Annotated in this window: 21 protein-coding genes, 1 tRNA gene and 1 pseudogene; 12 read left to right on the top strand and 11 right to left on the bottom strand. The window is 33.4% G+C overall.

All coding sequences use genetic code 11. The features are described from left to right. The first annotated feature begins 1 nt into the window (after position 1). Complete coding sequence (locus tag HHH54_RS04360; RefSeq protein ID WP_198617620.1) at positions 2–1,393, top strand: MFS transporter; 1,392 nt, start codon at positions 2–4, stop codon at positions 1,391–1,393. A 101-nt stretch (positions 1,394–1,494) separates the two neighbouring features. After that, the gene (locus HHH54_RS04355; protein ID WP_198617619.1) at positions 1,495–1,800 is read left to right on the top strand and encodes a monooxygenase; all 306 of its coding nucleotides are present in this window, start codon (positions 1,495–1,497) and stop codon (positions 1,798–1,800) included. A gap of 52 nt (positions 1,801–1,852) precedes the next feature. Here HHH54_RS04355 and HHH54_RS04350 read toward each other — a convergent pair. Together HHH54_RS04350 and HHH54_RS04345 are read right to left on the bottom strand one after the other, a co-directional pair. Further along, positions 1,853–1,999: pseudogene (locus HHH54_RS04350) on the bottom strand (DUF1440 domain-containing protein); the annotation flags it as partial. A 59-nt stretch (positions 2,000–2,058) separates the two neighbouring features. Then, positions 2,059–2,205 carry an SH3 domain-containing protein gene (locus HHH54_RS04345; protein ID WP_269814013.1) on the bottom strand — a complete coding sequence of 49 codons (147 nt, stop codon included), beginning with the start codon at positions 2,203–2,205 and terminating at the stop codon, positions 2,059–2,061. A 467-nt stretch (positions 2,206–2,672) separates the two neighbouring features. On the opposite strand from HHH54_RS04345, the gene HHH54_RS04340 reads away from it, so the two are divergent. Further along, positions 2,673–3,911 carry an aminoacyltransferase gene (locus tag HHH54_RS04340; protein WP_198617616.1) on the top strand — a complete coding sequence of 413 codons (1,239 nt, stop codon included), beginning with the start codon at positions 2,673–2,675 and terminating at the stop codon, positions 3,909–3,911. Between the two features lie 95 nt (positions 3,912–4,006). Here HHH54_RS04340 and HHH54_RS04335 read toward each other — a convergent pair. Continuing rightward, positions 4,007–4,096 (bottom strand) — tRNA-Lys (locus tag HHH54_RS04335). 205 nt (positions 4,097–4,301) lie between these two features. Here HHH54_RS04335 and HHH54_RS04330 point away from each other — a divergent pair. The 3 genes from HHH54_RS04330 to hptR are packed head-to-tail and all read left to right on the top strand — an operon-like array spanning position 4,302 to position 7,577. Then, the gene (locus HHH54_RS04330) at positions 4,302–5,273 is read left to right on the top strand and encodes an extracellular solute-binding protein (RefSeq protein WP_198617615.1); all 972 of its coding nucleotides are present in this window, start codon (positions 4,302–4,304) and stop codon (positions 5,271–5,273) included. Next, the gene (locus tag HHH54_RS04325; protein ID WP_198617614.1) at positions 5,270–6,826 is read left to right on the top strand and encodes a sensor histidine kinase; all 1,557 of its coding nucleotides are present in this window, start codon (positions 5,270–5,272) and stop codon (positions 6,824–6,826) included. The genes HHH54_RS04330 and HHH54_RS04325 overlap by 4 nt, the downstream gene beginning before the upstream one ends. After that, positions 6,819–7,577: a response regulator transcription factor HptR gene (gene hptR / locus HHH54_RS04320; RefSeq protein WP_198617613.1), complete on the top strand. Its 759-nt coding sequence runs from the start codon at positions 6,819–6,821 to the stop codon at positions 7,575–7,577. The genes HHH54_RS04325 and hptR overlap by 8 nt, the downstream gene beginning before the upstream one ends. A gap of 90 nt (positions 7,578–7,667) precedes the next feature. Here the strand turns inward: hptR and uhpT are convergent, their stop codons facing one another. Together uhpT and HHH54_RS04310 are read right to left on the bottom strand one after the other, a co-directional pair. Then, positions 7,668–9,047, bottom strand: coding sequence for a hexose-6-phosphate:phosphate antiporter UhpT (gene uhpT, locus HHH54_RS04315; protein ID WP_198617612.1), 1,380 nt, complete (start codon positions 9,045–9,047; stop codon positions 7,668–7,670). 292 nt (positions 9,048–9,339) lie between these two features. Continuing rightward, the gene (locus tag HHH54_RS04310) at positions 9,340–10,302 is read right to left on the bottom strand and encodes a carbohydrate kinase family protein (RefSeq protein ID WP_198617611.1); all 963 of its coding nucleotides are present in this window, start codon (positions 10,300–10,302) and stop codon (positions 9,340–9,342) included. A 205-nt stretch (positions 10,303–10,507) separates the two neighbouring features. Here HHH54_RS04310 and HHH54_RS04305 point away from each other — a divergent pair, with 205 nt between their 5' ends. The 3 genes from HHH54_RS04305 (at position 10,508) to HHH54_RS04295 (ending at position 12,914) form a co-directional block, all read left to right on the top strand. Then, positions 10,508–10,717, top strand: coding sequence for a hypothetical protein (locus HHH54_RS04305; RefSeq protein WP_198617610.1), 210 nt, complete (start codon positions 10,508–10,510; stop codon positions 10,715–10,717). Between the two features lie 178 nt (positions 10,718–10,895). After that, complete coding sequence (locus HHH54_RS04300) at positions 10,896–11,954, top strand: PTS sugar transporter subunit IIC (RefSeq protein WP_198617609.1); 1,059 nt, start codon at positions 10,896–10,898, stop codon at positions 11,952–11,954. Between the two features lie 27 nt (positions 11,955–11,981). Further along, on the top strand, positions 11,982–12,914 hold the full coding sequence (locus tag HHH54_RS04295; RefSeq protein ID WP_198617608.1) for a ketopantoate reductase family protein: 933 nt from the start codon (positions 11,982–11,984) through the stop codon (positions 12,912–12,914). Positions 12,915–13,063: 149 nt separating this feature from the next. Here HHH54_RS04295 and HHH54_RS04290 read toward each other — a convergent pair whose 3' ends face one another. From HHH54_RS04290 to HHH54_RS04270, 5 genes are all read right to left on the bottom strand, one after another. Beyond that, positions 13,064–14,434 (bottom strand): CitMHS family transporter, encoded by a 1,371-nt coding sequence (locus HHH54_RS04290; protein WP_198617607.1) that lies wholly within the window; start codon positions 14,432–14,434, stop codon positions 13,064–13,066. Positions 14,435–14,670: 236 nt separating this feature from the next. Continuing rightward, positions 14,671–15,486 carry an ABC transporter permease gene (locus HHH54_RS04285; RefSeq protein WP_198617606.1) on the bottom strand — a complete coding sequence of 272 codons (816 nt, stop codon included), beginning with the start codon at positions 15,484–15,486 and terminating at the stop codon, positions 14,671–14,673. Continuing rightward, positions 15,470–16,396, bottom strand: a complete 927-nt coding sequence (locus tag HHH54_RS04280) for an ABC transporter ATP-binding protein (RefSeq protein ID WP_198617605.1) — start codon at positions 16,394–16,396, stop codon at positions 15,470–15,472. Before HHH54_RS04280 ends, HHH54_RS04285 begins: the two co-directional genes overlap by 17 nt. A 192-nt stretch (positions 16,397–16,588) precedes the next feature. Then, a complete protein-coding gene (locus tag HHH54_RS04275) occupies positions 16,589–17,950 on the bottom strand; it encodes an SLC45 family MFS transporter (protein ID WP_198617604.1) in 1,362 nt (453 codons plus the stop codon). A gap of 461 nt (positions 17,951–18,411) precedes the next feature. After that, positions 18,412–18,690 (bottom strand): hypothetical protein, encoded by a 279-nt coding sequence (locus tag HHH54_RS04270; RefSeq protein ID WP_198617603.1) that lies wholly within the window; start codon positions 18,688–18,690, stop codon positions 18,412–18,414. 601 nt (positions 18,691–19,291) lie between these two features. Here HHH54_RS04270 and HHH54_RS04265 point away from each other — a divergent pair. The 3 genes from HHH54_RS04265 to HHH54_RS04255 all read left to right on the top strand — a co-directional run bounded on the left by HHH54_RS04265 (position 19,292) and on the right by HHH54_RS04255 (position 23,109). Beyond that, positions 19,292–20,569 carry an MFS transporter gene (locus HHH54_RS04265; RefSeq protein WP_198617602.1) on the top strand — a complete coding sequence of 426 codons (1,278 nt, stop codon included), beginning with the start codon at positions 19,292–19,294 and terminating at the stop codon, positions 20,567–20,569. A 25-nt stretch (positions 20,570–20,594) separates the two neighbouring features. Next, a complete protein-coding gene (locus tag HHH54_RS04260; protein ID WP_198617601.1) occupies positions 20,595–22,007 on the top strand; it encodes a sucrose-6-phosphate hydrolase in 1,413 nt (470 codons plus the stop codon). A gap of 121 nt (positions 22,008–22,128) precedes the next feature. Then, positions 22,129–23,109: a LacI family DNA-binding transcriptional regulator gene (locus tag HHH54_RS04255; protein WP_198617600.1), complete on the top strand. Its 981-nt coding sequence runs from the start codon at positions 22,129–22,131 to the stop codon at positions 23,107–23,109. A 228-nt stretch (positions 23,110–23,337) separates the two neighbouring features. Here the strand turns inward: HHH54_RS04255 and HHH54_RS04250 are convergent, their stop codons facing one another. Further along, positions 23,338–23,856: a transposase family protein gene (locus tag HHH54_RS04250; RefSeq protein ID WP_198617599.1), complete on the bottom strand. Its 519-nt coding sequence runs from the start codon at positions 23,854–23,856 to the stop codon at positions 23,338–23,340. Positions 23,857–23,984 lie beyond the last annotated feature (128 nt).

Here is a 23,984-nt window from a genome sequence, read left to right as displayed (position 1 = left end):
TATGCAGGAGACTCAAAATTATCATGGTGATAATAAATTACTTTTAGGTATCGTCCTTGGGGTTATTACATTTTGGCTTTTCGCTCAGTCACTATTGAATGTTGTTCCACCGCTTCAAAAAAGTTTTAACACAGATATTAGTACCATCAGTATTGCGATTTCCATCACTGCACTATTCTCAGGAATGTTTGTCGTCGGTGCAGGTGGGCTTGCCGATACAATGGGTCGTGTGAAATTGACTAATATTGGGCTCGTACTGAGTATTATCGGTTCATTTTTAATTATCATTTCAAACTGGCCGATACTTCTAATTATTGGTCGTATTATTCAAGGGTTATCTGCAGCATGTATTATGCCGTCCACACTCGCGATTGTTAAAGCGTATTATAAAGACGAAGCACGTCAACGCGCTCTAAGTTTCTGGTCAATCGGTTCTTGGGGTGGTAGCGGTATTTGTTCTTTCTTTGGTGGTGCAGTTGCGACGACATTAGGTTGGCGTTGGATTTTCATTTTCTCAATCATCGTTGCGATACTCTCTTTATTATTAATCAAAGGGACACCTGAATCTAAATCTGAAAATGTATCACCATCAAAATTTGATGTTAAAGGACTCATCATTTTAGTCGTAATGTTATTAAGTCTAAACGTTCTTATCACAAAAGGTTCGGCGATTGGCTATACATCAATTTATTTTTATGGTTTATTGTTACTCTTTATCGCGACACTCGTTTTATTTCTTAAAGTTGAAAAGCATGAAAGTCATCCATTAATTGACTTTAAATTATTTAAAAACAGACCTTATACAGGGGCAGTCATTTCTAACTTTTTACTCAATAGTGTGGCCGGAACTTTAATTGTTGCGAACACATATGTCCAACAAGGATTGGGCTATACATCATTACAAGCAGGAATGTTATCTATTACATACCTTATTATGGTGCTATTAATGATTCGTGTTGGTGAAAAATTCCTTCAAAAAATGGGAGCCAAAAAACCAATGTTACTCGGAACTTTAATTGTAGTGATTGGTGTAGCATTAATTTCACTGACATTCTTACCTGAGACATTTTACGTTATCAGCTGTATTATCGGTTATCTCTGTTTCGGTCTTGGTTTAGGGCTTTATGCGACACCTTCTACAGACACAGCTGTTGCTAATGCGCCAGAAGATAAAGTTGGTGTAGCTTCTGGTATTTATAAAATGGCGTCATCTTTAGGTGGTGCATTTGGTATTGCGATTAGTGGTACCGTTTACGGTTTAGCAGTAGCTGCGACAAATGTCCATCAAGGCGCGATGTATGCATTGTGGATTAATATTTTCGTCGGCTTATTTGCTTTCACAGCAATTCTTATCGCTATCCCTAAAACTAACCCACGCGCTCGCAATCATTAAACATAATGATTAATTGAGATATATAATTTATTCGTTTTATTTGTTATAACATGTAAAATTACTTAAACTTAAATAAGGATCATAAAATGAGGAGTGACAATATGTCAGTGATTTTACAAGTAACATTCCCTTTTGAAGGCCCATTTGGTAAGGAGATGGCTTCTAGTTTCAAAGACATCGCAGAATCTATCAACCAAGAAGACGGCTTTCAATGGAAAATTTGGACAGAAAATGAAGAAACACATGAAGCTGGCGGCATTTATGCCTTTGACACTGTTGAAAACGCAGAAAAATACCTCAACATGCATACAGAACGCCTCGCTTCATTCGGCATTCACAATGTAGAAGGTAAAATTTTCAACATTAACATACCACTCTCTGAAATCAATCAATTTAAGTTTAATTAAACCAACCGCACTTTTATGGAACAGTATTTCCAATAAAAGTGCGATTTTGGTATTAATTTTGATATTTGAATAAAAATAATTGTCGCACATAATCAATTGTAATCATCCACACAATATGGCCGAATAATTCAGAAAGGTGTTCTTGAAAAGGCTGATTCCACATTGCTGGCACAGTATGAGTAATAGGCATAATCACAATAATTAAACGAATGATAAATGTAAATACAAATTAATGAAGGTATTTTAGTCAATTATCTATTAATGAATTACTCCCCAAAGAGGGCCTAATTCCCCAGTAGATTTATTCCATGTTCTCACAGATAAGTATATCCTCTTACCACTATACGCCGTATACCCTACCCAATCATGTCCATCTTGCTTCATAACTTCATCGTAATAAATCATTACTATTTTCATCAATATCTTTTTCTATTGGAGGTTTTACTTGAATTGGGGATGCTTCATTTTTTAATGAATTATTTTCTAATTTCGACCCTTACTCAATAGTCTTAGAAAAGCTTTCACCATTCATATTACTTTCTATTACTTCATATGAAGTATTATACATACTTACTCTCTTAATTTTATCAACTTCTGAAGCTTCGACGTTATTTTCAATATGTGTATATAAAAACTCCAAAACTTAATGCACATACTCCTATTGAAAGCTTTCTAAATATATCGTTTTTATTCATTTATAGCTCCTCCTAATATATAAAATTATATATGTAGCATAACACAATGTATTATGATATTAAACATAGTGATATAAAGTTCGTTATTTTGTCATTATTGATATTAATATTACTTTGAAAAATACTTTATTTTTTAGTATATTACTGTTAGACAATCATTCAGAAAGTTGGTATTGTATGTATTTTACTAATTTAAGTGTTGAAGAGTTTTCATTTTTTACTAAAAATAACTTTTCACATTACACTCAAAGTTCCAATCATTACAAGTATAGGAATCTAGTAAAAAAAGATGTTCATTTAGTGGGTGTTAAAAATGAAAATGGTGATATTTTAGCTGCTTGCTTATTAACAGAAGCACGATGCCTTAAATTTTTTAAATATTTTTATACGCACCGCGGTCCTGTCATGAATTATCATGATCTTAATTTAGTAAGGTTTTTTTTCGAACAATTATCAATATATTTAAGAAAAAATAGATGTGTCTATGTATTAGTAGATCCTTATGTTCATGAGAACATAAGAGATGCAAAAGGAAATATTTTAACTTCTTATGACAATAAATTATTATATAATACATTAAAGGTATTAGGATTCAGACATCAAGGTTACTCTGTAGGTTACTCCTCTATGAGCCAAATTCGTTGGCTATCTGTTTTAAATTTAAAAGATAAATCAGAAGAAAAGTTACTCGAAGAAATGGATTATCAAACTAGACGTAATATCAAAAAAACATACGAAATGGATGTACAAGTTAAAACCTTACCTATTGAAGAAACTGATAGATTTTTTAAGTTGTTTAAAATGGCAGAGGAAAAACACGGATTTACATTTAGAGGTAAAGCTTACTTTGAAGAAATGCAAAAAATGTATAAAAATAATAGCATGCTTAAATTAGCCTACATTAATCTAGATAACTTACTTAAAAAACAACAAGATCATTTAAAAACCTTAAAAGAACGACTACATAATATAGAGATTAGTCTAGAGCAAAATCCGAATTCTAAGAAAAATAAAAATAAATATAAGCAAAAACTTCAACAATATGAAGCTCAAGAACGTAAAATTAAAAAAACACAAGAACTAATAAAAACAGATGGGAAACAACTAGATTTAGCTGCGGCTTTCTACATATACAATAACCATGAAGTGTATTACCTCTCTAGTGGTTCAAATCCTAAATATAATGCATATATGGGAGCCTATAGATTACAATGGGAAATGATAAAATTTGCGAAGGAAAATCATATTAACCGTTATAACTTCTACGGTATTACTGGTGATTTCAGTGAAGACGCTGAAGACTTTGGCGTACAAAGATTTAAAGAAGGTTTCAACGCTCACGTCGAAGAATTTATAGGAGATTTTATCAAACCGATTCATCCCCTACTATATAAAATACATCGTTTACAAAAATAATAACTAAAGCCCTGTATTGTCAATAATCAATGTTGAATTCACTGATTGTCAAAATACAGGGCCATATATGTTCAAGTTATATTATTGTAGTGATACGGAGGGAGAAGGATTTGAACCAACGCGAGCCATAAGCTCCTAATTAATTAAAAAATTAATCCCCTTAAGCCAGACTTGGGTATCCCTCCACGTTTGTTTATTTTGATTGTATCATTTTATTATTAAAATGTCTACATTACTTTGCATTTAAATCTATTGCATCATCGTACTTTAAATGTTTTTCCTTCTCCTATTAATCCGTTCCTCAAAATGTCCTTAATTTTTAACATTACTTATATCTCAATTATTGGTAAAATTATAGTACAAAAAAATACATAGAAATGATGAGATATTATGAAATATAAAATTTATGCGGTGCTATGTGTTCTCATTATTTTGAGTGGGTGTACATCGACTGAACAGCGTCAAGTTCAGTCAGAGGTTTTGAAGGTGTATTCACCGTATCCGATGCATCTCATTCGTCCCATTTTAAATGATTTTGAGCGACAAGAAAATGTGAAGGTTGAGGTTATACAAGGCTCTACTCAAACGTTATTATCACGTGTACATCAAGAAAGTCCGATGACACGTGGGGATGTGTTTCTAGGCGGGGTCTTATCTGATATGATTGATCATCCAAAAGATTTTGTGCCTTATCATGAGCCGTCCGCTTCACATCAATACGTATCATATCGATCACAGGATGATTACGTGACTAGTTTTATTTTGATGCCAATTGTTATTGTAGTGAATGAAGATTTAAAAGGAGATATTCCAATTCGTGGATACACTGATTTAATGCATCATCCTGCTCTAAACACGCGTGTCGCTTACTCAAACCCGAATACGACAACGACAGGCTACCAACATATGCGTGCGATTTATAGTATGTCTAATGAAATTCAAGACGTCCATCATTTTCAAAATCAAGCGGTACGACTGGATAAAACATCAAAAGTCATTAATGATGTCGCTAAAGGTAAATATTATGCAGGGTTAAGTTATGAACAAGAAGCACGAACGTGGCAAGATAAAGGTTATCCCATATCGATAATTTACCCACGTGAAGGCACGTTGTTGAATGTTGATGGTATTGCTTTAATTAATAACGCACATCCACACCCTAAGCGGGAACAATTGGTGCATTACTTAACCAGTCGTCCGATTCAACAGCGACTTGTCTCTGAATTCGGCATCAAATCTATTCGACAAGATATTTCTGAATCACGTAATGATGCAGTAGCACAATTTGATAAAATCCCTTTATTACCTAAGTCCAAATTACCCTCTCAACCGCACGATCAGTTTTTGGAGATGATTCAATGACCCCTTACAAACCATACAGACGTCAGTTAAGACGCTCATTATACGCGTCGACCATCTTTCCAGTGTTTTTAGTGCTCATTATTGGATTAGTGAGTTTTTATGCGGTCTATATTTGGATTGAACATCGCACGATGCATCACCATATTCATACCAGTCAAATGGACATCCAACATACAACGCAACAAATTGATACATTTTTCGAAAAAGAACGCTCAATTTTTGAGCATTTAGATTTAAATGACAATCAAGATATTACCGTTGTAAAACGTGAATTATTAGACTTTATTCATCAACAACCTGTTACGCTGTATTATGATTTATCAAACGATCAACAAAGCTTCACGAACAATTATGAACAGTTCAATACACAACACATGTATTTACTTAAGCATCAACGACTTTCTTTTAAAAATGGTATATATGAATTGAATCTCTATATGGCACATACGCCTTTATTCAAAAAGATGAAAAAAGAAGAGCGCCAGTTCGCCTTAATTATCGATGCTTACGATAATATTGTGTACACTAATGACGATCGTTTTAACGTAGGAGACAAGTTTGAACGTCCACAATTTGGGTTTTTAAATGAAGCTGTAACATTAAATAATCATCAACATCAATTTATCATTTATAAAGATATACACGAAACGCTTGAAGATGGAATGACTTTACTCCTAATCATGAGTATTGTTCTGATACTTCTAGTCCTTTTAGGCTATGTCAGTGCGAATAAAATGGCTCAACGACAAACAGAAGATATCGAAGCGATTATTCAAAAAATTGATGCGGCACAACATCGAAAGTTAGGGCATTACACACCACTAAAACATCATAGTGAACTTGAAGCGATAAATCATTATATTTATGATTTATTTGATTCTAATGAACAACTCATAAAGTCAATTGCGCACACTGAGCATCGTTTACGTGATATTCAATTAAAAGAAATCGAGCGTCAGTTTCAACCGCATTTCTTATTTAATACAATGCAAACCATACAATATTTAATTCCGTTATCACCTAAAGCAGCACAAAACGTGGTTCAACAATTATCTCAAATGTTGCGTTACGTGTTACGCACGAAATCGCGTACAGTCACTATAGCGGAAGAGTTGAAGTATATTCAACAATACGTAGCCATACAAAATATTCGTTTTGATGATATGATACAGCTGAAAATAGAAGCTTCTGAAAAGACGCTACACTATACCATTGGCAAAATGATGTTACAACCTTTAGTCGAAAATGCGATAAAACATGGTAGAGATGAAGGGACTTTACATATCACGATACGCCTCACACCAAACCGTCACAACCTTTTCATCACGGTCTGTGATAATGGATTAGGCATGTCAGCTTCTCGATTACAAGACGTGCGTGCGTCTTTATATACAGATGTCTTTGAGACTGCGCACTTGGGTTTAAATCACTTACATCACCGAGCTATGATGCAATATGGCACACAATCTCGTTTGCATGTGTTTTCAAAATCACAACACGGGACACTGATTTGCTATCGTATTCCAATTTCAAGGAGGGATGAAGATGTTTAAAGCGATTATTTGTGATGACGAGCGTATTATACGAGAAGGACTCAAACACATGATACCGTGGGATGCATATCAATTTAATACGATTTACACGGCTAAAGATGGCATTGAAGCCCTTTCACTCATACGACAATACCGTCCAGAACTAGTCATTACAGACATTCGGATGCCTCGAAAAAATGGAGTCGATTTACTGGATGATATTGCGGATTTAGACTGCGAAGTCATCATTTTATCCAGTTATGATGACTTTGAATATATGAAAGCAGGTATTCAACATCACGTCTTAGATTATTTATTAAAACCTGTAGACCATACACAATTGGAAGCTTTATTAAGTAACTTATCCAAACGTTTACATGCGCAATCGTCACACATTCAAACACGCGATTTAGCTCATAGCGATATCTTTACACCGCTCTTAAAAATAGAATATAGCGCATATTATGTTAATCAAATCATTCAACAGATTCAACAACAGTATCATGAAAAAATAACGATAAGTGACTTAATTCAAGATATCAATATCAGTGAATCGTATGCGATGCGTACGTTTAAAGCACACGTTGGTATTTCAATTGTTGATTATTTAAATCGGTATCGCATTTTACAATCTCTGAGACTTTTAGACCAACACTTTAAGCATTACGAAATCGCTGAACAAGTCGGCTTTTCAGAATATAAAATGTTCAGCTATCACTTTAAAAAATATTTACACATGTCCCCAAGTGATTATATACATCAACATCATTGAAGAACACCGCATTGATTGAAAAACAAAGTGGTTCGGACATTAAAAATAGAGATTGTTGGAACCCCTATTATGTCCGAACCTTTTTCCTTTCTATACGTTCATACTGCGAATTTTCTTCTCTTCATAATACGCAACGATTGCTAATAAAATCATGCCTAGGAATAACGCAACATAAAAGACAATGAAAACATCCGTCCAACCACTTAAAGTATAGCCAAAAACGTTTAACCCATTTCGCGTTGGATCAGCAATCGCCGCAAGCCCTACTTTAGCCATTGAGTCTCCGAATAAATACGCAAATGAGCCCGTCATACCATTCGCAACACTGATTGCATTTTTAGGCACAAATCCTGTAAGTGACACACCAATCAGTAACTGCGGTCCGAAAATTAACGCACCTAGCGCGAATAGTGCAATATTAACCATTAATACACTTGTCGCATTCGTATAAAATAAAACAACAAACGTAATCATAAACATACATCCAATCGCAACAATCGCACGGCGTCCTTTTAGTAAATCAGAAACATAACCCCATAGTAAACTTGCGACTAATGCGCCAATTTCAAAATAAAATATAGTATTGACCGCATCACCTTTACTAAAATGTAAATGCTCTGACACGTAGAGTGGCGCCCAGTTATCAATACCGATACGCACAATATACACGAAAACGTTAGAAACACATAAAATCCATATCACAGGATTTTTCAATATGTACGTTTTGAAAATTTCCCATTTCGTCATACCTTGTGAGTCGATATTTTCTTTATCAACAGGCTCTTCCCAAATTTCTTCAGCACGATTCCATCCCAACTCTTCAGGATCGTCTTTACCAATAAATAACGTAACAACCCCAATAATTAGTGCGATAACAGATGGAAAAATGAACATGCCGACCACGTTACCATGGAAAAACATATTCGCACCCCAAAGTGCAACACCCCCTGCAATTGCACCACCGATATTATGAGACGTATTCCAAAGGCCTAAATAACGACCACTCTTCGTACGTGGTGCCCATCTCGAAATGGTAGAATAACTCGCAGGGCCGCCAACAGACTGGAACACACCATTAAGTCCCCATAGCACAATTAATAATCCCATTACAGAACCGAAATAACTGAGCACAAAACCCATAATCAGTACTATAATTGCAGATAATATTAATAAGAACGATATAATACGCTTCGTATTACGTCCATCAACAAAATAACCAAGCAACGTTTTCCCTAAACCATATGTAATACTAAATGCTAAACCAATGTAACCAAGCTCAAGCGTCGTTAAACCAATATCTTCTTTCAATAACGGTTGCGCCGCTTTGAAGTTATTGCGAATCAAATACATTGCCATGTAAGCAAAAAACACAACAAAGAAAGCCTTCATAAAATTGCGTAACCATAATTTACGTTGTACCGAAAGCGGAATACCTTGATTCGGAATCTTATGGATATTAAAAAAGTTCATCTGAATCACCTCTATCGTTATGATTACGATTAATATAACACGATAGTGAAAGCGCTTAATATCCTTAAAAATATCAAATCATCCCAAAAACTGAACAAGAATTTTAAACACCAAAATTAGTTTAAAACCATGTTCACTCTATAACATTTTAACCATACCGCATGTCTAACCTCAGACAACCCTCACACTTACCCCGTTATATTCAAACCTTGTTATAATAGGGTTTATCAATAGAATGAATACTAAAAAAGCATGTAGTCAAAAAGCTACATGCTGAAAATGAAAAAGATATCTATTCATCTATTAATTTTGAAATTTCATCTAATATTGGTAGGCTCTCAATCGCACCTTTTCGTGTTGTTGATAGCGCGGCAACTGCATTACTGAAAGACAACATTTTTTCAGCATTTTCTTGAATATACTCAAAAGGCATCATAGTATCTTGCGCTTCTAACAATTGATAAATGAAAGCGCCTGTGAACGCATCGCCTGCTCCTGTTGTATCTTGAACCTCTACTTTATAGCCTTTGTGATGCGCGATTTCTCCTTCTTTTGTATAAATCGAAGCACCTTTTGCGCCTTTTGTATAAATGATGATTTCAGTATTACCTTGTATTAAGTTTTGGATAGATGACTCATCTTCACTTCCTGTTAAAAATGACAATTCTTCATCTGAAATCTTCACAATATGCGCTTTAGGTAGAAATTCTAATACTGTTTCTTTCAGTTCGTCTTTCGATGGCCATAGCGGAAATCTTAAATTTGGATCAAATATAATCGTACCTTTTGCTTCTTCCATCTGCTGAATCACTTTCTCATGTGTTGCTTTCATTGGAGACGGTACGAGATCTACTGAACAAAAATGGAGAATATCTTCTGGTTGAAAGTCGACTTGAACTGCTTGTGGTTCTAACAACATATCTGCTGATGGTTTACGATAAAAAGCAAAATCTCGTTCTCCTGATGCTGTAAGGCTGACAAACGCAAGCCCAGTATTCGCTTCTGTTGTTCGCTTAATTAGTGTCGTATCCACACTTTCATGTTCTAAAGTTTCAAGAATACGATCACCAAATGCATCTTGACCTAATTGTGTAATCAAAGCTGACGGAGCACCAAGCTTTGCGACCCTACTCGCAACATTCGTTGGGGCACCGCCTACTTGTGGTTCGAATCCTTTTACATCTTTCAGTGCTACATCTCTTGTGGTTGGAATAAAATCAATCAGCGCTTCTCCAATTGCATATAACTTTGCCATTTAAACCCCTTCTTTCAATGTATATTGCTTTCTCCTTAAATAAATATATTGCCTATAGTTTCTTATGATATAATTTCATTAAATATCGTGGTATAATATTTATATACTAAAGTCTTTGATTTTATTGTGATTTAAAACGAAAGACTTTGTTATGAACATGTACTTTAATTATATCCTAAAAATAATTAATATAGGAGCGGTCTCCATGTCACAGTCATCTTGGTATGCTATTCAATCAACACTCCATCAATCATCTGATGAAACAGTATTCAAAGCCATTGTATCTTATTTTCATGATATTCACGATGATGACATTCTTGATGAACTTTATCTTGAGTATTTAGATAATGATAATATGATGTCAATGCTTGACGCATCATTGGTGAGTTTGATTGAATCGCGTATCAATCGTTAAGATTGGTGCATTACTCATTGCTTTATCTTTGAATTTAAATTATTTAAATTTTCAAAATATCTATTGTAAGCTAATTAAATTTTCCTCTAATGAATTGCGAAATATGTTTGACAATCATAGTAATTAAGTTATAATTATTATGATAATGTGAATGTATTCACAATTAGGAGGATGTATTATGGGAGCTACAAAGAGATTAACGCCCAAAACGTTTTTATTTAATGTTTTAAATGGGGTTGCTTTAGCAATTGTTGTGGGATTGATTCCCAACGCTATTTTAGGAGGCCTGTTTAAATATTTAGGCCAATATCACGATTTTTTCATCACACTGTTATATGTGGTGCAAGGGATTCAATTTACGATTCCGATTATTACTGGTGTTTTAATTGCGATGCAGTTTAAGTTAAATCCTATGCAGACGGTTATTACTGGGACAGCTGCTTTTGTTGGTTCAGGTGCTGCGGTGTTTAAGGAAAATCAATGGGTATTACTAGGTATTGGTGACTTGATTAACACAATGATTACTGCTGCGATTGCAGTTGGTATTATGTTAATCATTAAAGACAAACTCGGTAGTTTAAATATTATTTTATTACCGATTATTGCAGGTGGATTGGCTGGTTTAGCAGGACTGTTACTCTTACCTTATACAAAATGGATTACGCTTGGACTGGGTGAGTTGATTAATAGTGTAACGAATACACAACCTATTCTCATGTCAATTATTATTTCAGTGCTATTCTCTATTATTATCATCTCCCCTGTTTCAACAGTAGCCATTGGTATTGCGATTGGGATATCAGGACTTGCGGCAGGTTCGGCTGCGATTGGTGTAGCAGCAAGTGCCATTATGTTAACAGTTGGGACTTGGCGCGTGAATAAAGTTGGTGTACCTATTGCGGTATTGCTTGGTGCTATGAAAATGATGATGCCAAATATGATTCGCTATCCTATCCTTTTATTACCCATTACAATTACCGCTGCAATTTCTGGTTTAGCGAGTGCCTTGTTAAATATTCAAGGTACACCGGACTCAGCAGGTTTTGGTTTAGTTGGTTTAATTGGGCCAATTAGATCAATGGGACTACTTGATGGCAGCGTGATAGGTAATTTAGTCATTAGTCTTATCGCATATGTGGTTGTACCGCTCATTTCAGCTTTAGTTGTTCATTATGTATGTTCTAGGGTATTAAAAGTATATAGTTCGGAAATCTTTGTTTTCGATCCAGATAATTAATTTAAAATTTTTGAGAGGTGTATATTTATGTTTAAAATTGGAATCGCAGGCGCAGGTGCAATGGGCGGACGTATTGGAACTTACATTAAACAAGCTGGTTATGATGTAACGTTAATCGATAACTGGGAAGACCATGTTAATCGCATTAATGAAAAAGGTATGGAAATTCAAACAGAAACAAAAACATACACTGTAGAAGTTCCAGCTGTATTAACAAAAGACGTTTCAGAACCATTTGATTTAATTGTTATTCTTACAAAATCAATGCATTCAGAAAAAATGTTAGAACAACTTCAAAACCAAGGTTCAATTCACGAAGGTACAGCAATTTTAAGTATGATGAACGGTTTAGGTCATGAAGAACGCTTATCTCAATATGTACCAATGTCACAAATTTATCTTGCTGTAACAATGTGGACAGCTGGTTTACGTGGACCTGGTCAACTATTATTAGAAGGTGAAGGTTCAATCGACTTACAACGCGCTGATGGTGAAAAAGACGAGCGTACTGAATATATCTTAAACGTACTTAACGAAGCTGGATTAAACGCACAAATCAGTGACGACGTATTTAAATCAATCTGGTCTAAAGCGACAGTAAATAGTGTACTTAACCCATTATGTACAATTTTAGATAAAACAATTTATGAATTCGGCAGCTATTCAGAATCTAGAGATATGATTGTACCACTTATCGATGAAATCGTTGCAGTAGCTAAAGCGAAAAACATTAATCTTGATCGCACTGCATTATTAGACAAAATCGAAGCAACTTATCCAAAAGAAACACAAGGTCTTCACTACCCATCAATGCACCAAGACTTTAATAAAGGTCGCTTAACAGAAATCGACTACCTTAACGGTCAAATTGCTGCTTATGGTAAAGAAGTGAATGTACCTACACCATTAAACGAAATGATTACACACCTTATCCACCAATTAGAAATGAAAATTCAATAATATGAAATAAAAGGGTCTGAACATCTCAGGCCCTTTTTATGATGGATACAATGTGCTTAATGAGATTAGTGAAAAACGAGATAAATTACAAAATAAAACGCAAATAGCAAAATAAAATAAATATTAAATGTAATATTATTAGTTAAACATTAAAATGCTACTGTACCTATTAATATCGCAATAATTAAAAGCGTAATCGCAAATCCCCATATCCAGAAAAATGCGTATTTAATATATGTACCCATATTTGCTTCTGCTAGCCCTAATGCTAACCATACAGCAGGTGCAAACGGACTTACGAACGTACCAATAATATTACCGATAACCATAGAGTAAGCCGTAGAAACTTGTGATACGCCAAATTCTGCAGCAATCTGCTTCACAATCGGTAAAACTGCAAAATAATAAGCATCTGTACTTGTAACTAGATCAAGCGGTACACCAAAGATCCCTACAATAATATGAATATATGGACCTAATACAGGCGGAATCACATAAATAAAACTCTTTGAAATGGCTTCAAGCATACCTGTTTCATCAAGTATACCTAAAAACATACCTGCACCGATAATCACAATTGCCATCATTAACGCATTCGGAGCGTGCGCTTTTAAACGATTCATTTGTTCATCTACACTTTTGAAGTTGACTAATAACGCTATCGCAGTCCCCATCATAAACGCAAATTCAGGTGGTGCTATATTCGTTAACATCAAAAATATTACTACTAATATTAAAATCGTATTAATCCATCTGATAAACGGATACGTTTTAGCGCGCCCTCGAACTGGAAATTTAACTTCTTGATCGTAAACATAGTTTTGAACTAATTTATGTATATTAATATTCTGTGTTTCTTCAATTTCTCCTTTTTCAATACGTTTTTTGATACGTCTTTTTTCCCTAAAGCCTAGATATACTGAAAGGAGCATGACTAATAAGAAACCTATAATTTGTACAGGAATTAATCCATACCATAACTCATTGACCGTTTCCGTTTTTAATACTGCTGCAACACGCGCCATAGGGCCGCCCCATGGTACCATGTTCATTACCGCAGCACTCAACGCTAATAGTAAAATCAATAAGTATCGACTCATATTCAAAGCTTTATAAAGCGGTAATAATGCAGGTATACAGAGCAAAAATGTCACCGCACCTGCGCCATCGAGCTGTGCGATTGTTCCAAGTAACGCTGTCATAATACATACTATAACGACGTTTCCACGCGTTAAGAGTAACAAACGCTTTACAAGTGGTTTAAACAGACCACTATCATTCATAATCCCAAAGAAAATAATGGCAAAAATGAACATAATTACAACATTTATAACTTGCATTAAACCTTTATCAAAAAAATCCACTAAATCCGTAACACTAAAGCCTAAAATCAGTGCACCAATAGATGGAATCAATACCATACCCACTACTGGACTAATTTTTTTAGTAATTAATAAACCAACAATTGAAAGAATAATGATTAAACCTACAATTGTTAACCAAACACTATCCCCTTGCATTATAAAATCCCCCTTAAATGATGAAAAATCACACAGTATATTTAACAATCACCCCTTTTAAATTATTCTAATTTTCAGTTAAATGAAAGCGCTTTATATATTTTATCATAATTCTTCTTGTTAGAAAATAATCATTTTAACGATATATTGATACAAACACTTCACAACCTAAAAAAGCTACATTATTGATATGCTTTAATTCAGCATCTATCAAATAATGTAGCTCAAGCCTCCCTTTACATATTAGTCAGAAACTTTTCTTTATTAAATTGTTTAGAAACCAGCACATATGCGATTAAATCAATAATCAGTAAGCAGATAAATAAAATGAGCGATAATTTGTAACCGAATAAAATCGCACCACTTGCTTGTGAGATTAACGCCCCAATGATAGGCAACATTAATAACATTGATACAGATTGTGCAGATTTACTTGTTTTGACTTTGTGAGATATGAATAATACTAACGTGATTGAAAGAAATGTAATTAAAGGCGCTAGTAATACCCCAATAATGATCCAATTTGTATTTGGAAATATCAGTTGATCAAAGCTTTTAAATGAATAGCTATTAAGGATTATGCCGTACACAATTAATGCTATCCAAGTGATTATAACTGCTGGCAACATTGCAGCTAAAATTTTACCGAGCATCAATTCTTTATTATTAATTGGCGTATACAATAGCCCCTCTAAAGTTTTACGTTCTTTTTCTCCTGTTAAACTTGATGCCGCTAATACCGTTGAGATAATAACCGGAATTAACAAAAAGAAAGGGACAAAGAAATACATCAAAATCGCATAAACAATTTTGTCATTACTATCTAATCCCGCTGGTAAGATACTACTAGGAACTTTTTCAGTAAATAAGCGTACACCGCCGATAAAATTCAGCATCGCATTACTACTTCCTCCTAAAATGATTAAAAGCGGGAGTACCACACTAAATATAAATGGAATAACTAAGAGTGGTGCCAACGTGCCAGTATCCTTTTTCATCTCCAATAAATCTTTTTTGATGATAGTTTTGACATGGTTAAACTTGATGCGCATTGAGATCACCTAACTTTTTCAAATAGTATTCTTTGATAGAATGTTGTACTGGAATAGCCGTATAGACTTCAATGTTTTGGTTTAATACGTATCGAATCACTTGGGAAATATCACGATATTGGTCTAGTCGAATTCGAATGGATTTCTCATTAGCGTCTAATGTGTATGTATCTTTAAGAGCGTCGACAGTCTTTTGAATGTCACTCGTTTCAATATCGAATTCGTGATATGGCCATGCTTCTCTTAATAAAGCGTTAGGCGCTCCATCAGCGATAAAGTTCCCTTTAGACATGATGTAAATATGGTCCGCAATTTCTTCAAGTCCATGTAAATGATGCGTACACATGAACACAGTCGTTCCTTTTTCTCTCACTATCTTTTGAATATGTGTGATTAACAATTCTGACGTCGACGGATCTAGACCAGACGTCGGTTCGTCTAAAATGAGCAATTGTGGTTCATGAATTAACGCTCTAATGATAGAGACTTTTTGTTTCATCCCTTTACTCAACGTTCCGACTTGAGAATCTTTTCTATCGTCTAAGTCGAATAATGTTAATAACTCTTTGATATTTCGATCTCTTTTGTCTTTAGGGACCTCATAGAACTCAGCCCACAAGTTTAAATTATCGAGCACAGTCAAATTCTCATAAAGATTCCCATCATTTTGTACCCCGATATGCTTTCTCACACGATCAAAATCATGATGCTTACTATTATGTTGTAATACTTCGATGTCTCCACTATCTGGCTTAAGTAAGCCCGTCATTAAACGAATCGTTGTCGTTTTCCCGACTCCATTAGGCCCTAAAATCACATGAATCGAACCCGCTTCTAACTCAAACGTGATATCATCAATGATATGCCGGCCTTTGATTTCCTTTTTGACATTTGATAATCTGGCAATCATCGTATCATTCCTTACGTTTTGTTTTTACCTTTTACGGTTTGTTACGATACAAATAAAATAAAAAACAATCTTACTTATAAAACACTTTAATCATACATTATTGCTCTTATTTTATAGTATAGTCGAACAAACATATCTTTTCCAATACGCTAAGAATAAATAATGATGTATATAGATATTTAGTCAAATACACTACTCATATTTTGCATCAATAAACTTAACTGAAATTGCACCTAAAAGCATCATTATACCCGCAAACAGTAACATGGCAGGCATTGAACTTCCTAGTAATGGGAAAAGTCCAAAGCTGACTACAGAGGCTACGATTTGTGGTAAACAAATACTTGTGTTAAATAACCCTAAATATGCACCTGAATTTTCTCCATCGATGGCTTCAGTTAACAATGTAAATGGTTGCGTATTCATCGTTAAATTATTAATTCCGATAAACATAAATGAAATAATAAGTAACCATTGATTATGGATAAAGAATATGGACATAAGACCTAATCCTCCGAAAACTAAACCAAAGCTATACCAAAATTTTCGTTGAGATGGTTTAGATTTTGCGATAACAAAACCAAAAGCTACTGAAGTTAAGAATTGTATACAGAATAAAACCCCGTACCAATTTCCTGCTGCTTGATATCCTGCTGAAGAAGGATCTGTCACATTCCACACATTCTTTGCGATGGCACCTGTTGAATATGTCCAAAGATACATCAAAGCAAACCAGTTAAAAAATTGAACGACACTAATTTGCCAAAATTGCTTAGGTGCTATCTTTAATAATTGTAAAAAGTTTAATTTATCATGCTTATCTTTCTCTGTAATACCGTGATAATAATTATAAGTTTTAGGCTCATATTCTTTAACAGAAAGAACCGTCCATATCGAAGCGATTAATAACACTGCTGCCGCAATATAATATGCTATTTTGACAGTCATTGGCACTTCACCTTTAGGCGCGACGTTACTTATTCCAATTACTGTTAATACAAATGGAAGTATTGTCGCAATAATACCACCTAAATTTGAGAAAATTTGTTGCCAAGACCATGCCATATCTCTTTGCTTTTCATTAACCATATCCCCAATGATCATTTTATACGGTTGCATACATGCATTTGCTGTTAAATCCATAAATAAAGTCATAATTGCGCCAAAAGCTAAAGCCATAAGTGACGCATATCCAAACCCAAATGACCCTGCATTAGGTAATAGCACTAATACAAGTGCGCCGATAGGACCCGCAACTAACAGATACGGCATACGACGTCCAAATCTCGTCCAAGTTCTGTCAGAATAGTATCCAATAATTGGTTGCACAATGATTCCGGCTAAAGGTGGTAAAATAAAGAACCATCCTAAATTATTAGGGTTAGCCCCTAACGTTTGAAATATTCTCCCCATCATAGCGGATTGAAGTGCAAAAGCCATATTTACACCAAAAAAACCAAATGTGATCGAAAAAATAACTGCTTTTTTTAAAAAAGGTAATGTAATACCTTGTTCTCCCTTATTTACATTATACGTGCTATCTGTACCTTTCATTTCTATCTCTCCCATTTATGACTTGGTATAGTCAATTGATTTCATCATTACATAGTTACTCCCAATATCAATATTGTAATCGTTTACATTTATAATTTTAGCATTCCTTAATTTTTAAGCAAGGTTTAATTTTTATTTATAGACATCATTTTTTTACAACAGTAAAAAATGAAAAATCCTTGTTAAGACGACTCAAAATCTTAACAAGGATAGTAAGGATACGATAACTTTATGATTCAGAAAATAATTCACTTTTATTCACTAAGACTTTATATTCGTGTATCTTTACCACAGGATGACCAAAGTGGTATAAAAATCTAAACATCTTTTTTCATTTTCTAAGCAATACTTTATCGTGCAGTTAATCATTCTTGAATCCACTTCTAATTTCTTATTAATATTAGAAGTGGCTTTAACTTGCAACTCAAAATAATTATCTACAACGTTATGAAAGACCATCATTATATCAATATTTTCGTATGATATTTTGCATTTCTTTCTTCAATGTAATGATTTAAAGCTCTATTCTCATCGTTTATCGATAAATTATCCATATTAACAGGTACAGAAATCGGAACAATCATTTCCTCATCACAAACGACAAGATTCCAACAATATATATTATGCTTTATTAATCTTGTTCTTCTCCTGTCCATAGAAACCACAACACCTGTATTCAACGTTCGGTTGATGCTATTCTTCAAAGGGACAACCGCATGATTAAAGTGAATATCACTCATTTAGAATACACCATTCTTACTTACATTTTTCACCTCAAAGAACAAGTTAGAAAACTCAGATAAGATTTTATCTGCCTCTTAAACTAGTATTTTTGTTTCCTTATTTATCACATATACTATTGAAATATGTTCAATAACTTCAGAGACTTAATTAGTTTTATTCTTGAATTATTTTCCTATATGAATCACAGTATCAATGATGTAACCCTCATGAACATATGAAAAGAAAAATTATTATTTAATATATTTAGTTTTAGTTAAACGTTCAAACGATATCATTTTATAAATACTAAGACCTCTATTAACTCATTCATTCTCAACAAATGCATTACCTGTGCCTTACTTTGTGACGTCAACTCGAAATAATATAAGTTAAAATAGCCACTAATATCAAATGAAATAATTTTTAACGGCTCTCTTAATATAATTTACATCTAGAATTTTTCATATATTATCTTTTTTAAGGATATTAAATATCTTTTGACTTTGCTTTTTGTTTTACATTTTTATGTCATCCGGTTGACATAATTTGGTAAAAGAACTACAATATTTTAGAATACTAAATGAAATCGCTTTCAAAAAAATACAAAGGAGCTTTTTTATGAAAAAGAATGTATTATTAAATACCCTTAGTAATAAACATTATTTACAAAGTTCTTTAATTTTTATGCTATTTTTTGCATCATGGAGTATTTGGTGGTCCTTTTTTCAAATTTGGCTTACTTCAGAAGAAAATGGTTTAGGCTTAAATGGTAGTCAAGTAGGCTCTATATTTTCAGCTAATTCTTTTGCAACACTTATATTGATGTTTATTTTTGGATTTATTCAGGATAAACTGGTAATTAAAAAATCACTACTTATCTTTTGTTCAATTTGCTCAGCTTTTGTAGGGCCTTTTTTCATTTGGATATATACTCCTTTAATTCAAACAATGTTTTGGTTAGGTGTTATACTAGGCTCTATATTCCTCTCGTTTGGTTTTCTCGCAGCAGTTGGTGTTTATGAAGCAGTTGGAGAGCGATTCAGTCGACTTTTTTATTTTAAATATGGACAAGCAAGAGCATGGGGGTCATTTGGTTATGCATTATTAGCATTATTTGCAGGGTTTATATTTGTTATCAATCCTCATTTAAATTTTTGGCTAGGTTCATTAATCGGGTTGATTTTATTAATTACATTAGTTTTTTGGAAATCAGAAGAAGAGATTAATATTAAAGAAAATCTTAATCATCATCAAGAAGAGTCAGTTCCTTCTTTTACAAGTATGATATCTATAATAAAAGTAAAAGATTTATGGACTATAGTGATTTTCATTGTATTTTCATGGTCTTTCTATACTATTTTCGACCAACAAATGTTCCCAGAATTCTACACAAAGTTGTTTTCATCACCTAGTGTTGGTCAACAAACATATGGCACACTCAATTCAGTACAAGTTTTTTTAGAAGCATTAATGATGGGGATTGTACCTGTTATCATGTCAAAAATAGGTGTTAGAAACACACTTCTTTTAGGAGCTACTGTGATGTTTCTACGTATAGGATTATGTGGTATCGCTCAAGGTCCTGTTAGTGTATCTTTTGTCAAAATGTTTCACGCTTTAGAAGTACCTTTATTTATACTACCAATATTTCGATATATAACACTACATTTCGATACAAAATTATCAGCAACTATTTATATGGTAGGGTTTTGTGTCTCTGCTCAAGTAGGTCAAGTTTTACTTTCAAGTCCACTTGGAATATTAAGAGATAACATTGGTTATCAACCCACATTTTTTATAATTTCATTCATTGTGTTATTAGCTGGAATTTTCGCATTCTTTACTCTACGTAAAGACAATGAAAAAGTGAACGGAGATCCTTTTGTTAAAGAATAAAATTAAAAAAGAAGGAGTTAGCTATATGTCACAGAAATACGCAAAGGTTACAAATAATCGCTATAGATTAGGATATCATATTATGCCAAAATCAGGTTGGATAAACGACCCCAATGGCTTTTCATATTTTGATGGTTATTACCACATTTTTTATCAGCACTATCCTTTTAAACCCGAATGGGGTCCAATGCATTGGGGACATGCGCGAAGTAAAGATCTTGTGAACTGGGAAACGTTACCGATCGCTTTAACACCTGGGGGTCTAGAAGATAAAGACGGATGCTTTTCTGGCACAGCTATTGAAAAAGATGGTCTCTTATACTTATTTTATACCGGTCATCATTACTATGGAGATAATAATCCTGACCATTTTTGGCAAAATCAGAACCTAGCTTATAGTAATGATGGCATTCATTTTAAGAAATATAGTGAAAATGCTGTCATCTCTAAACCACCAGAAGATAACACACATCATTTTAGAGATCCAAAAGTTTGGAAATACCAAGATACGTACTATATGATTATAGGAAGTCAGAATAATAGAGAACTTGGTCGTATAATCATGTATAAATCTAAAGATTTAATAAATTGGGAGTATTTAGGTCCCGTTAGCGAGTCTAAAGACCAAAGTGCTGAGGGTTATATGTGGGAATGTCCAGATTTATTTGACCTTAATGGCCACCATGTGTTGCTATTTTCACCTCAGGGAATCCAAACTAAAGAAGAAAAATATTTAAACTTATTTCAAAATGGTTATTTCATAGGAAACTTAGATTATCAAAATACAGTGTTCACAAGAGGCGAATTTAAAGAACTAGATCATGGCCATGATTTTTATGCTCCACAAACAATGCTTTCACCAGATAATCGTCGAATACTTATCGGATGGATGGCAATGTGGGAGAGTCATATGCCTGAAAAGAAAGACGGATGGTCTGGTGCGCTCACTTTGCCTAGAGAATTAATACTAAAAAATAATCACTTATATATGAAGCCAGTAGATGAGCTAAAAAAGTTACGCATAAATACTGGGATCAAATATGAGGTTAAAAACACTCAACATTATATAATTTCAAGTGATTCTAAAAATCTTGAAATCAATATAAGTATTCCATACAGAAATTTCACTTTTGCGATGAAAGATTCTAAAGACGAACTTATTTCATTAAATTTCAATCATGATAAAAATAAATTTATATTATATCGTAACGATTTAAATAGTTACCGTTATTCAACTATTATGAACTCAAATAAACTCAAACTTCAAATATACGTTGATACAAGTTCTATAGAAATATTTATTAATGATGGTGAATCCGTTTTCACAGAAAGATACTATACCGAAGAAATTCCTGAAATTTTTATTAAAGACAAAGATGTTATCAATTCAGAGATTGAAGTATTCGAATTAAAAAATAATGTAATCACTTTTGACTAACAAATATCAAAAAGTCAGTCTAATATTCAATGGTAATTAGTCTGACTTTTTAATTCGCATTCCTATATAAAATAGCTCATAATAAATCTAAAGTATAAAAATTATAGGGGAGTAGTATATCATGAAACCAAAACTCGATGATGTCGCTAAATTAGCTGAAGTTTCTAAAACAACCGTTTCGAGAGTATTAAATAATCGCGGCTACATTAGTCAAAAAACAAAAAATAAAGTTTATAGTGCTATGAATACCCTCAATTACCAACCAAATTCAGCTGCTAGACAACTTTTCAAACAGAAAACAAATATTATAGGATTATTATTTCCTACAGTTGAAAATCCCTTTTTTGGTGAACTTACCTTTCAATTAGAAAAAAAACTCTATGAAAAAGGATATATTGTAATAATTGGAAATTCTATGAATGACCCTGAAAAAGAAACCCATTACATTAACCAGTTATTATCGAATCAAATAGATGGATTAATCGTTGGGACACATAATTTCGGTATTGAACAATATAACAATCGAAATTTATCAATAGTCGCTATAGATAGAGTTATGAATGAGGACATACCTACTATTCGATCAGATAATTACAATGGAGGAAAGATAGCCACTAAAAAATTAATTAATCTTGGTTGTAAAAAAATCATTCATACCAATGGTCCTGTAGACGTAAATACACCTGCTCATTTAAGAAATACGGCGTACGAAGATACAATGAAAGAACACGGACTACAACCTATTGTTTATACTGTTGACTTTAGTTTGAATTACAATCTTAAACTAGATATCTTTAAAAAAATATTTGATGAATATGAGGATTTAGATGGCATATTCGCTTCAAATGACACAGATGCACTTCAAATATATCAATTAGCTCAATCTCTTGGCTATAAAATACCGGATGATTTAAAAATTATTGGCTATGATGGTACATCTTTAGTACGTAATTTAAATCCTCAGCTTTCGACAATCGTTCAACCAATCGAAGATATTGCTGAAAAGGCTATTGAAATTCTAGTAAAACGTATAAATAATGAAAAAACAAAGAAAGAATATGTTTTACCCATACACATATCTTTAAGGGAAAGTTGTAAATAAAGACTCTTTATCAAGTAGAACGGGTTAGCTCAATTAAAGAGGTTAGGCAATACTTGCTGTTACTTAACATCTTTTTAGATGCGAATAGTTTTGAACTTAAAAGTATTTCATTACGAAAGTAATCTTAATTTCTATAACCAAAGAAGACTCTTTTTATGAAATTGATCTATTATTAATTACCTCTATACGATGCATGAGTGAAATAGCATATATAAAGCTCATATGACCTTATATATTTTTAAATCTATCCATTATTAAATGTTTCGGTAATGGTCGATGTGGCGACTGATAGAGACTTTCTGCAGCTTCATCAATAAAACGTGCTACAGTTGTAGGTGATACAGAACAATCCTGCGCTATAGAAGCTTCAGAGCGTATATCCGTTGCCTTATTGAGAATAGCCATTTTAGTATTTTTAGAGATAAAACAAAACTTATCAACGACAGGAGACTGAGCTGTAAAGTACGTATTACAAGCTTTACAATAAAAACGTTGTTTTTTAAGTATGAGATAAGCAGGTAACTCAGATATGTGAGGGAGTGTAATCCTAGATTGCTTTTTACCTGCTTTAATAACTGTATGGTGTTCATTTTCCTCCCCACAACACTCACAATGGCTTGGTGTGTAGCTAAGTTCACCGTAATAGAAAAGGCTTAATCGACCTTTAAACTTCGATTTTTCAACTTTTTCCTCAAATTGTATGTTTTCATCTTTAATGTTAAGTGTTTTTAATATAAAATAATTCATGGACGCATGATCTCCTTTATTTGGGTTTAGGCACTTTTAATAATAGAGGTCATTGCGTCTTTTTGCATCTAAAAAGTAAAAAATCGGACAAGCAACATTTATAATTTAAATGCCACCAGTCCGATTTA

Source organism: Staphylococcus canis (assembly GCF_016238445.1).
Lineage (GTDB): Bacteria > Bacillota > Bacilli > Staphylococcales > Staphylococcaceae > Staphylococcus > Staphylococcus canis.
The sequence above is the reverse complement of the archived record's forward strand: the minus strand, read 5'-3'. Positions and strand labels throughout refer to the sequence as shown.

Excerpts from the sequence above, each read along its gene's own strand:
- HHH54_RS04275 (WP_198617604.1), bottom strand. The coding sequence starts at position 17,950 with ATGAAAGGTACAGATAGCACGTATAATGTAAATAAGGGAGAACAAGGT.
- HHH54_RS04270 (WP_198617603.1), bottom strand. The coding sequence starts at position 18,690 with ATGAGTGATATTCACTTTAATCATGCGGTTGTCCCTTTGAAGAATAGC.
- HHH54_RS04280 (WP_198617605.1), bottom strand. The coding sequence starts at position 16,396 with ATGATTGCCAGATTATCAAATGTCAAAAAGGAAATCAAAGGCCGGCAT.
- HHH54_RS04265 (WP_198617602.1), top strand. The coding sequence starts at position 19,292 with ATGAAAAAGAATGTATTATTAAATACCCTTAGTAATAAACATTATTTA.
- HHH54_RS04310 (WP_198617611.1), bottom strand. The coding sequence starts at position 10,302 with ATGGCAAAGTTATATGCAATTGGAGAAGCGCTGATTGATTTTATTCCA.
- HHH54_RS04250 (WP_198617599.1), bottom strand. The coding sequence starts at position 23,856 with ATGAATTATTTTATATTAAAAACACTTAACATTAAAGATGAAAACATA.
- HHH54_RS04340 (WP_198617616.1), top strand. The coding sequence starts at position 2,673 with ATGTATTTTACTAATTTAAGTGTTGAAGAGTTTTCATTTTTTACTAAA.
- HHH54_RS04260 (WP_198617601.1), top strand. The coding sequence starts at position 20,595 with ATGTCACAGAAATACGCAAAGGTTACAAATAATCGCTATAGATTAGGA.
- HHH54_RS04345 (WP_269814013.1), bottom strand. The coding sequence starts at position 2,205 with ATGATTTATTACGATGAAGTTATGAAGCAAGATGGACATGATTGGGTA.
- HHH54_RS04325 (WP_198617614.1), top strand. The coding sequence starts at position 5,270 with ATGACCCCTTACAAACCATACAGACGTCAGTTAAGACGCTCATTATAC.
- HHH54_RS04295 (WP_198617608.1), top strand. The coding sequence starts at position 11,982 with ATGTTTAAAATTGGAATCGCAGGCGCAGGTGCAATGGGCGGACGTATT.
- HHH54_RS04355 (WP_198617619.1), top strand. The coding sequence starts at position 1,495 with ATGTCAGTGATTTTACAAGTAACATTCCCTTTTGAAGGCCCATTTGGT.
- hptR (WP_198617613.1), top strand. The coding sequence starts at position 6,819 with ATGTTTAAAGCGATTATTTGTGATGACGAGCGTATTATACGAGAAGGA.
- HHH54_RS04300 (WP_198617609.1), top strand. The coding sequence starts at position 10,896 with ATGGGAGCTACAAAGAGATTAACGCCCAAAACGTTTTTATTTAATGTT.
- uhpT (WP_198617612.1), bottom strand. The coding sequence starts at position 9,047 with ATGAACTTTTTTAATATCCATAAGATTCCGAATCAAGGTATTCCGCTT.
- HHH54_RS04290 (WP_198617607.1), bottom strand. The coding sequence starts at position 14,434 with ATGCAAGGGGATAGTGTTTGGTTAACAATTGTAGGTTTAATCATTATT.
- HHH54_RS04285 (WP_198617606.1), bottom strand. The coding sequence starts at position 15,486 with ATGCGCATCAAGTTTAACCATGTCAAAACTATCATCAAAAAAGATTTA.
- HHH54_RS04305 (WP_198617610.1), top strand. The coding sequence starts at position 10,508 with ATGTCACAGTCATCTTGGTATGCTATTCAATCAACACTCCATCAATCA.
- HHH54_RS04330 (WP_198617615.1), top strand. The coding sequence starts at position 4,302 with ATGAAATATAAAATTTATGCGGTGCTATGTGTTCTCATTATTTTGAGT.
- HHH54_RS04255 (WP_198617600.1), top strand. The coding sequence starts at position 22,129 with ATGAAACCAAAACTCGATGATGTCGCTAAATTAGCTGAAGTTTCTAAA.
- HHH54_RS04360 (WP_198617620.1), top strand. The coding sequence starts at position 2 with ATGCAGGAGACTCAAAATTATCATGGTGATAATAAATTACTTTTAGGT.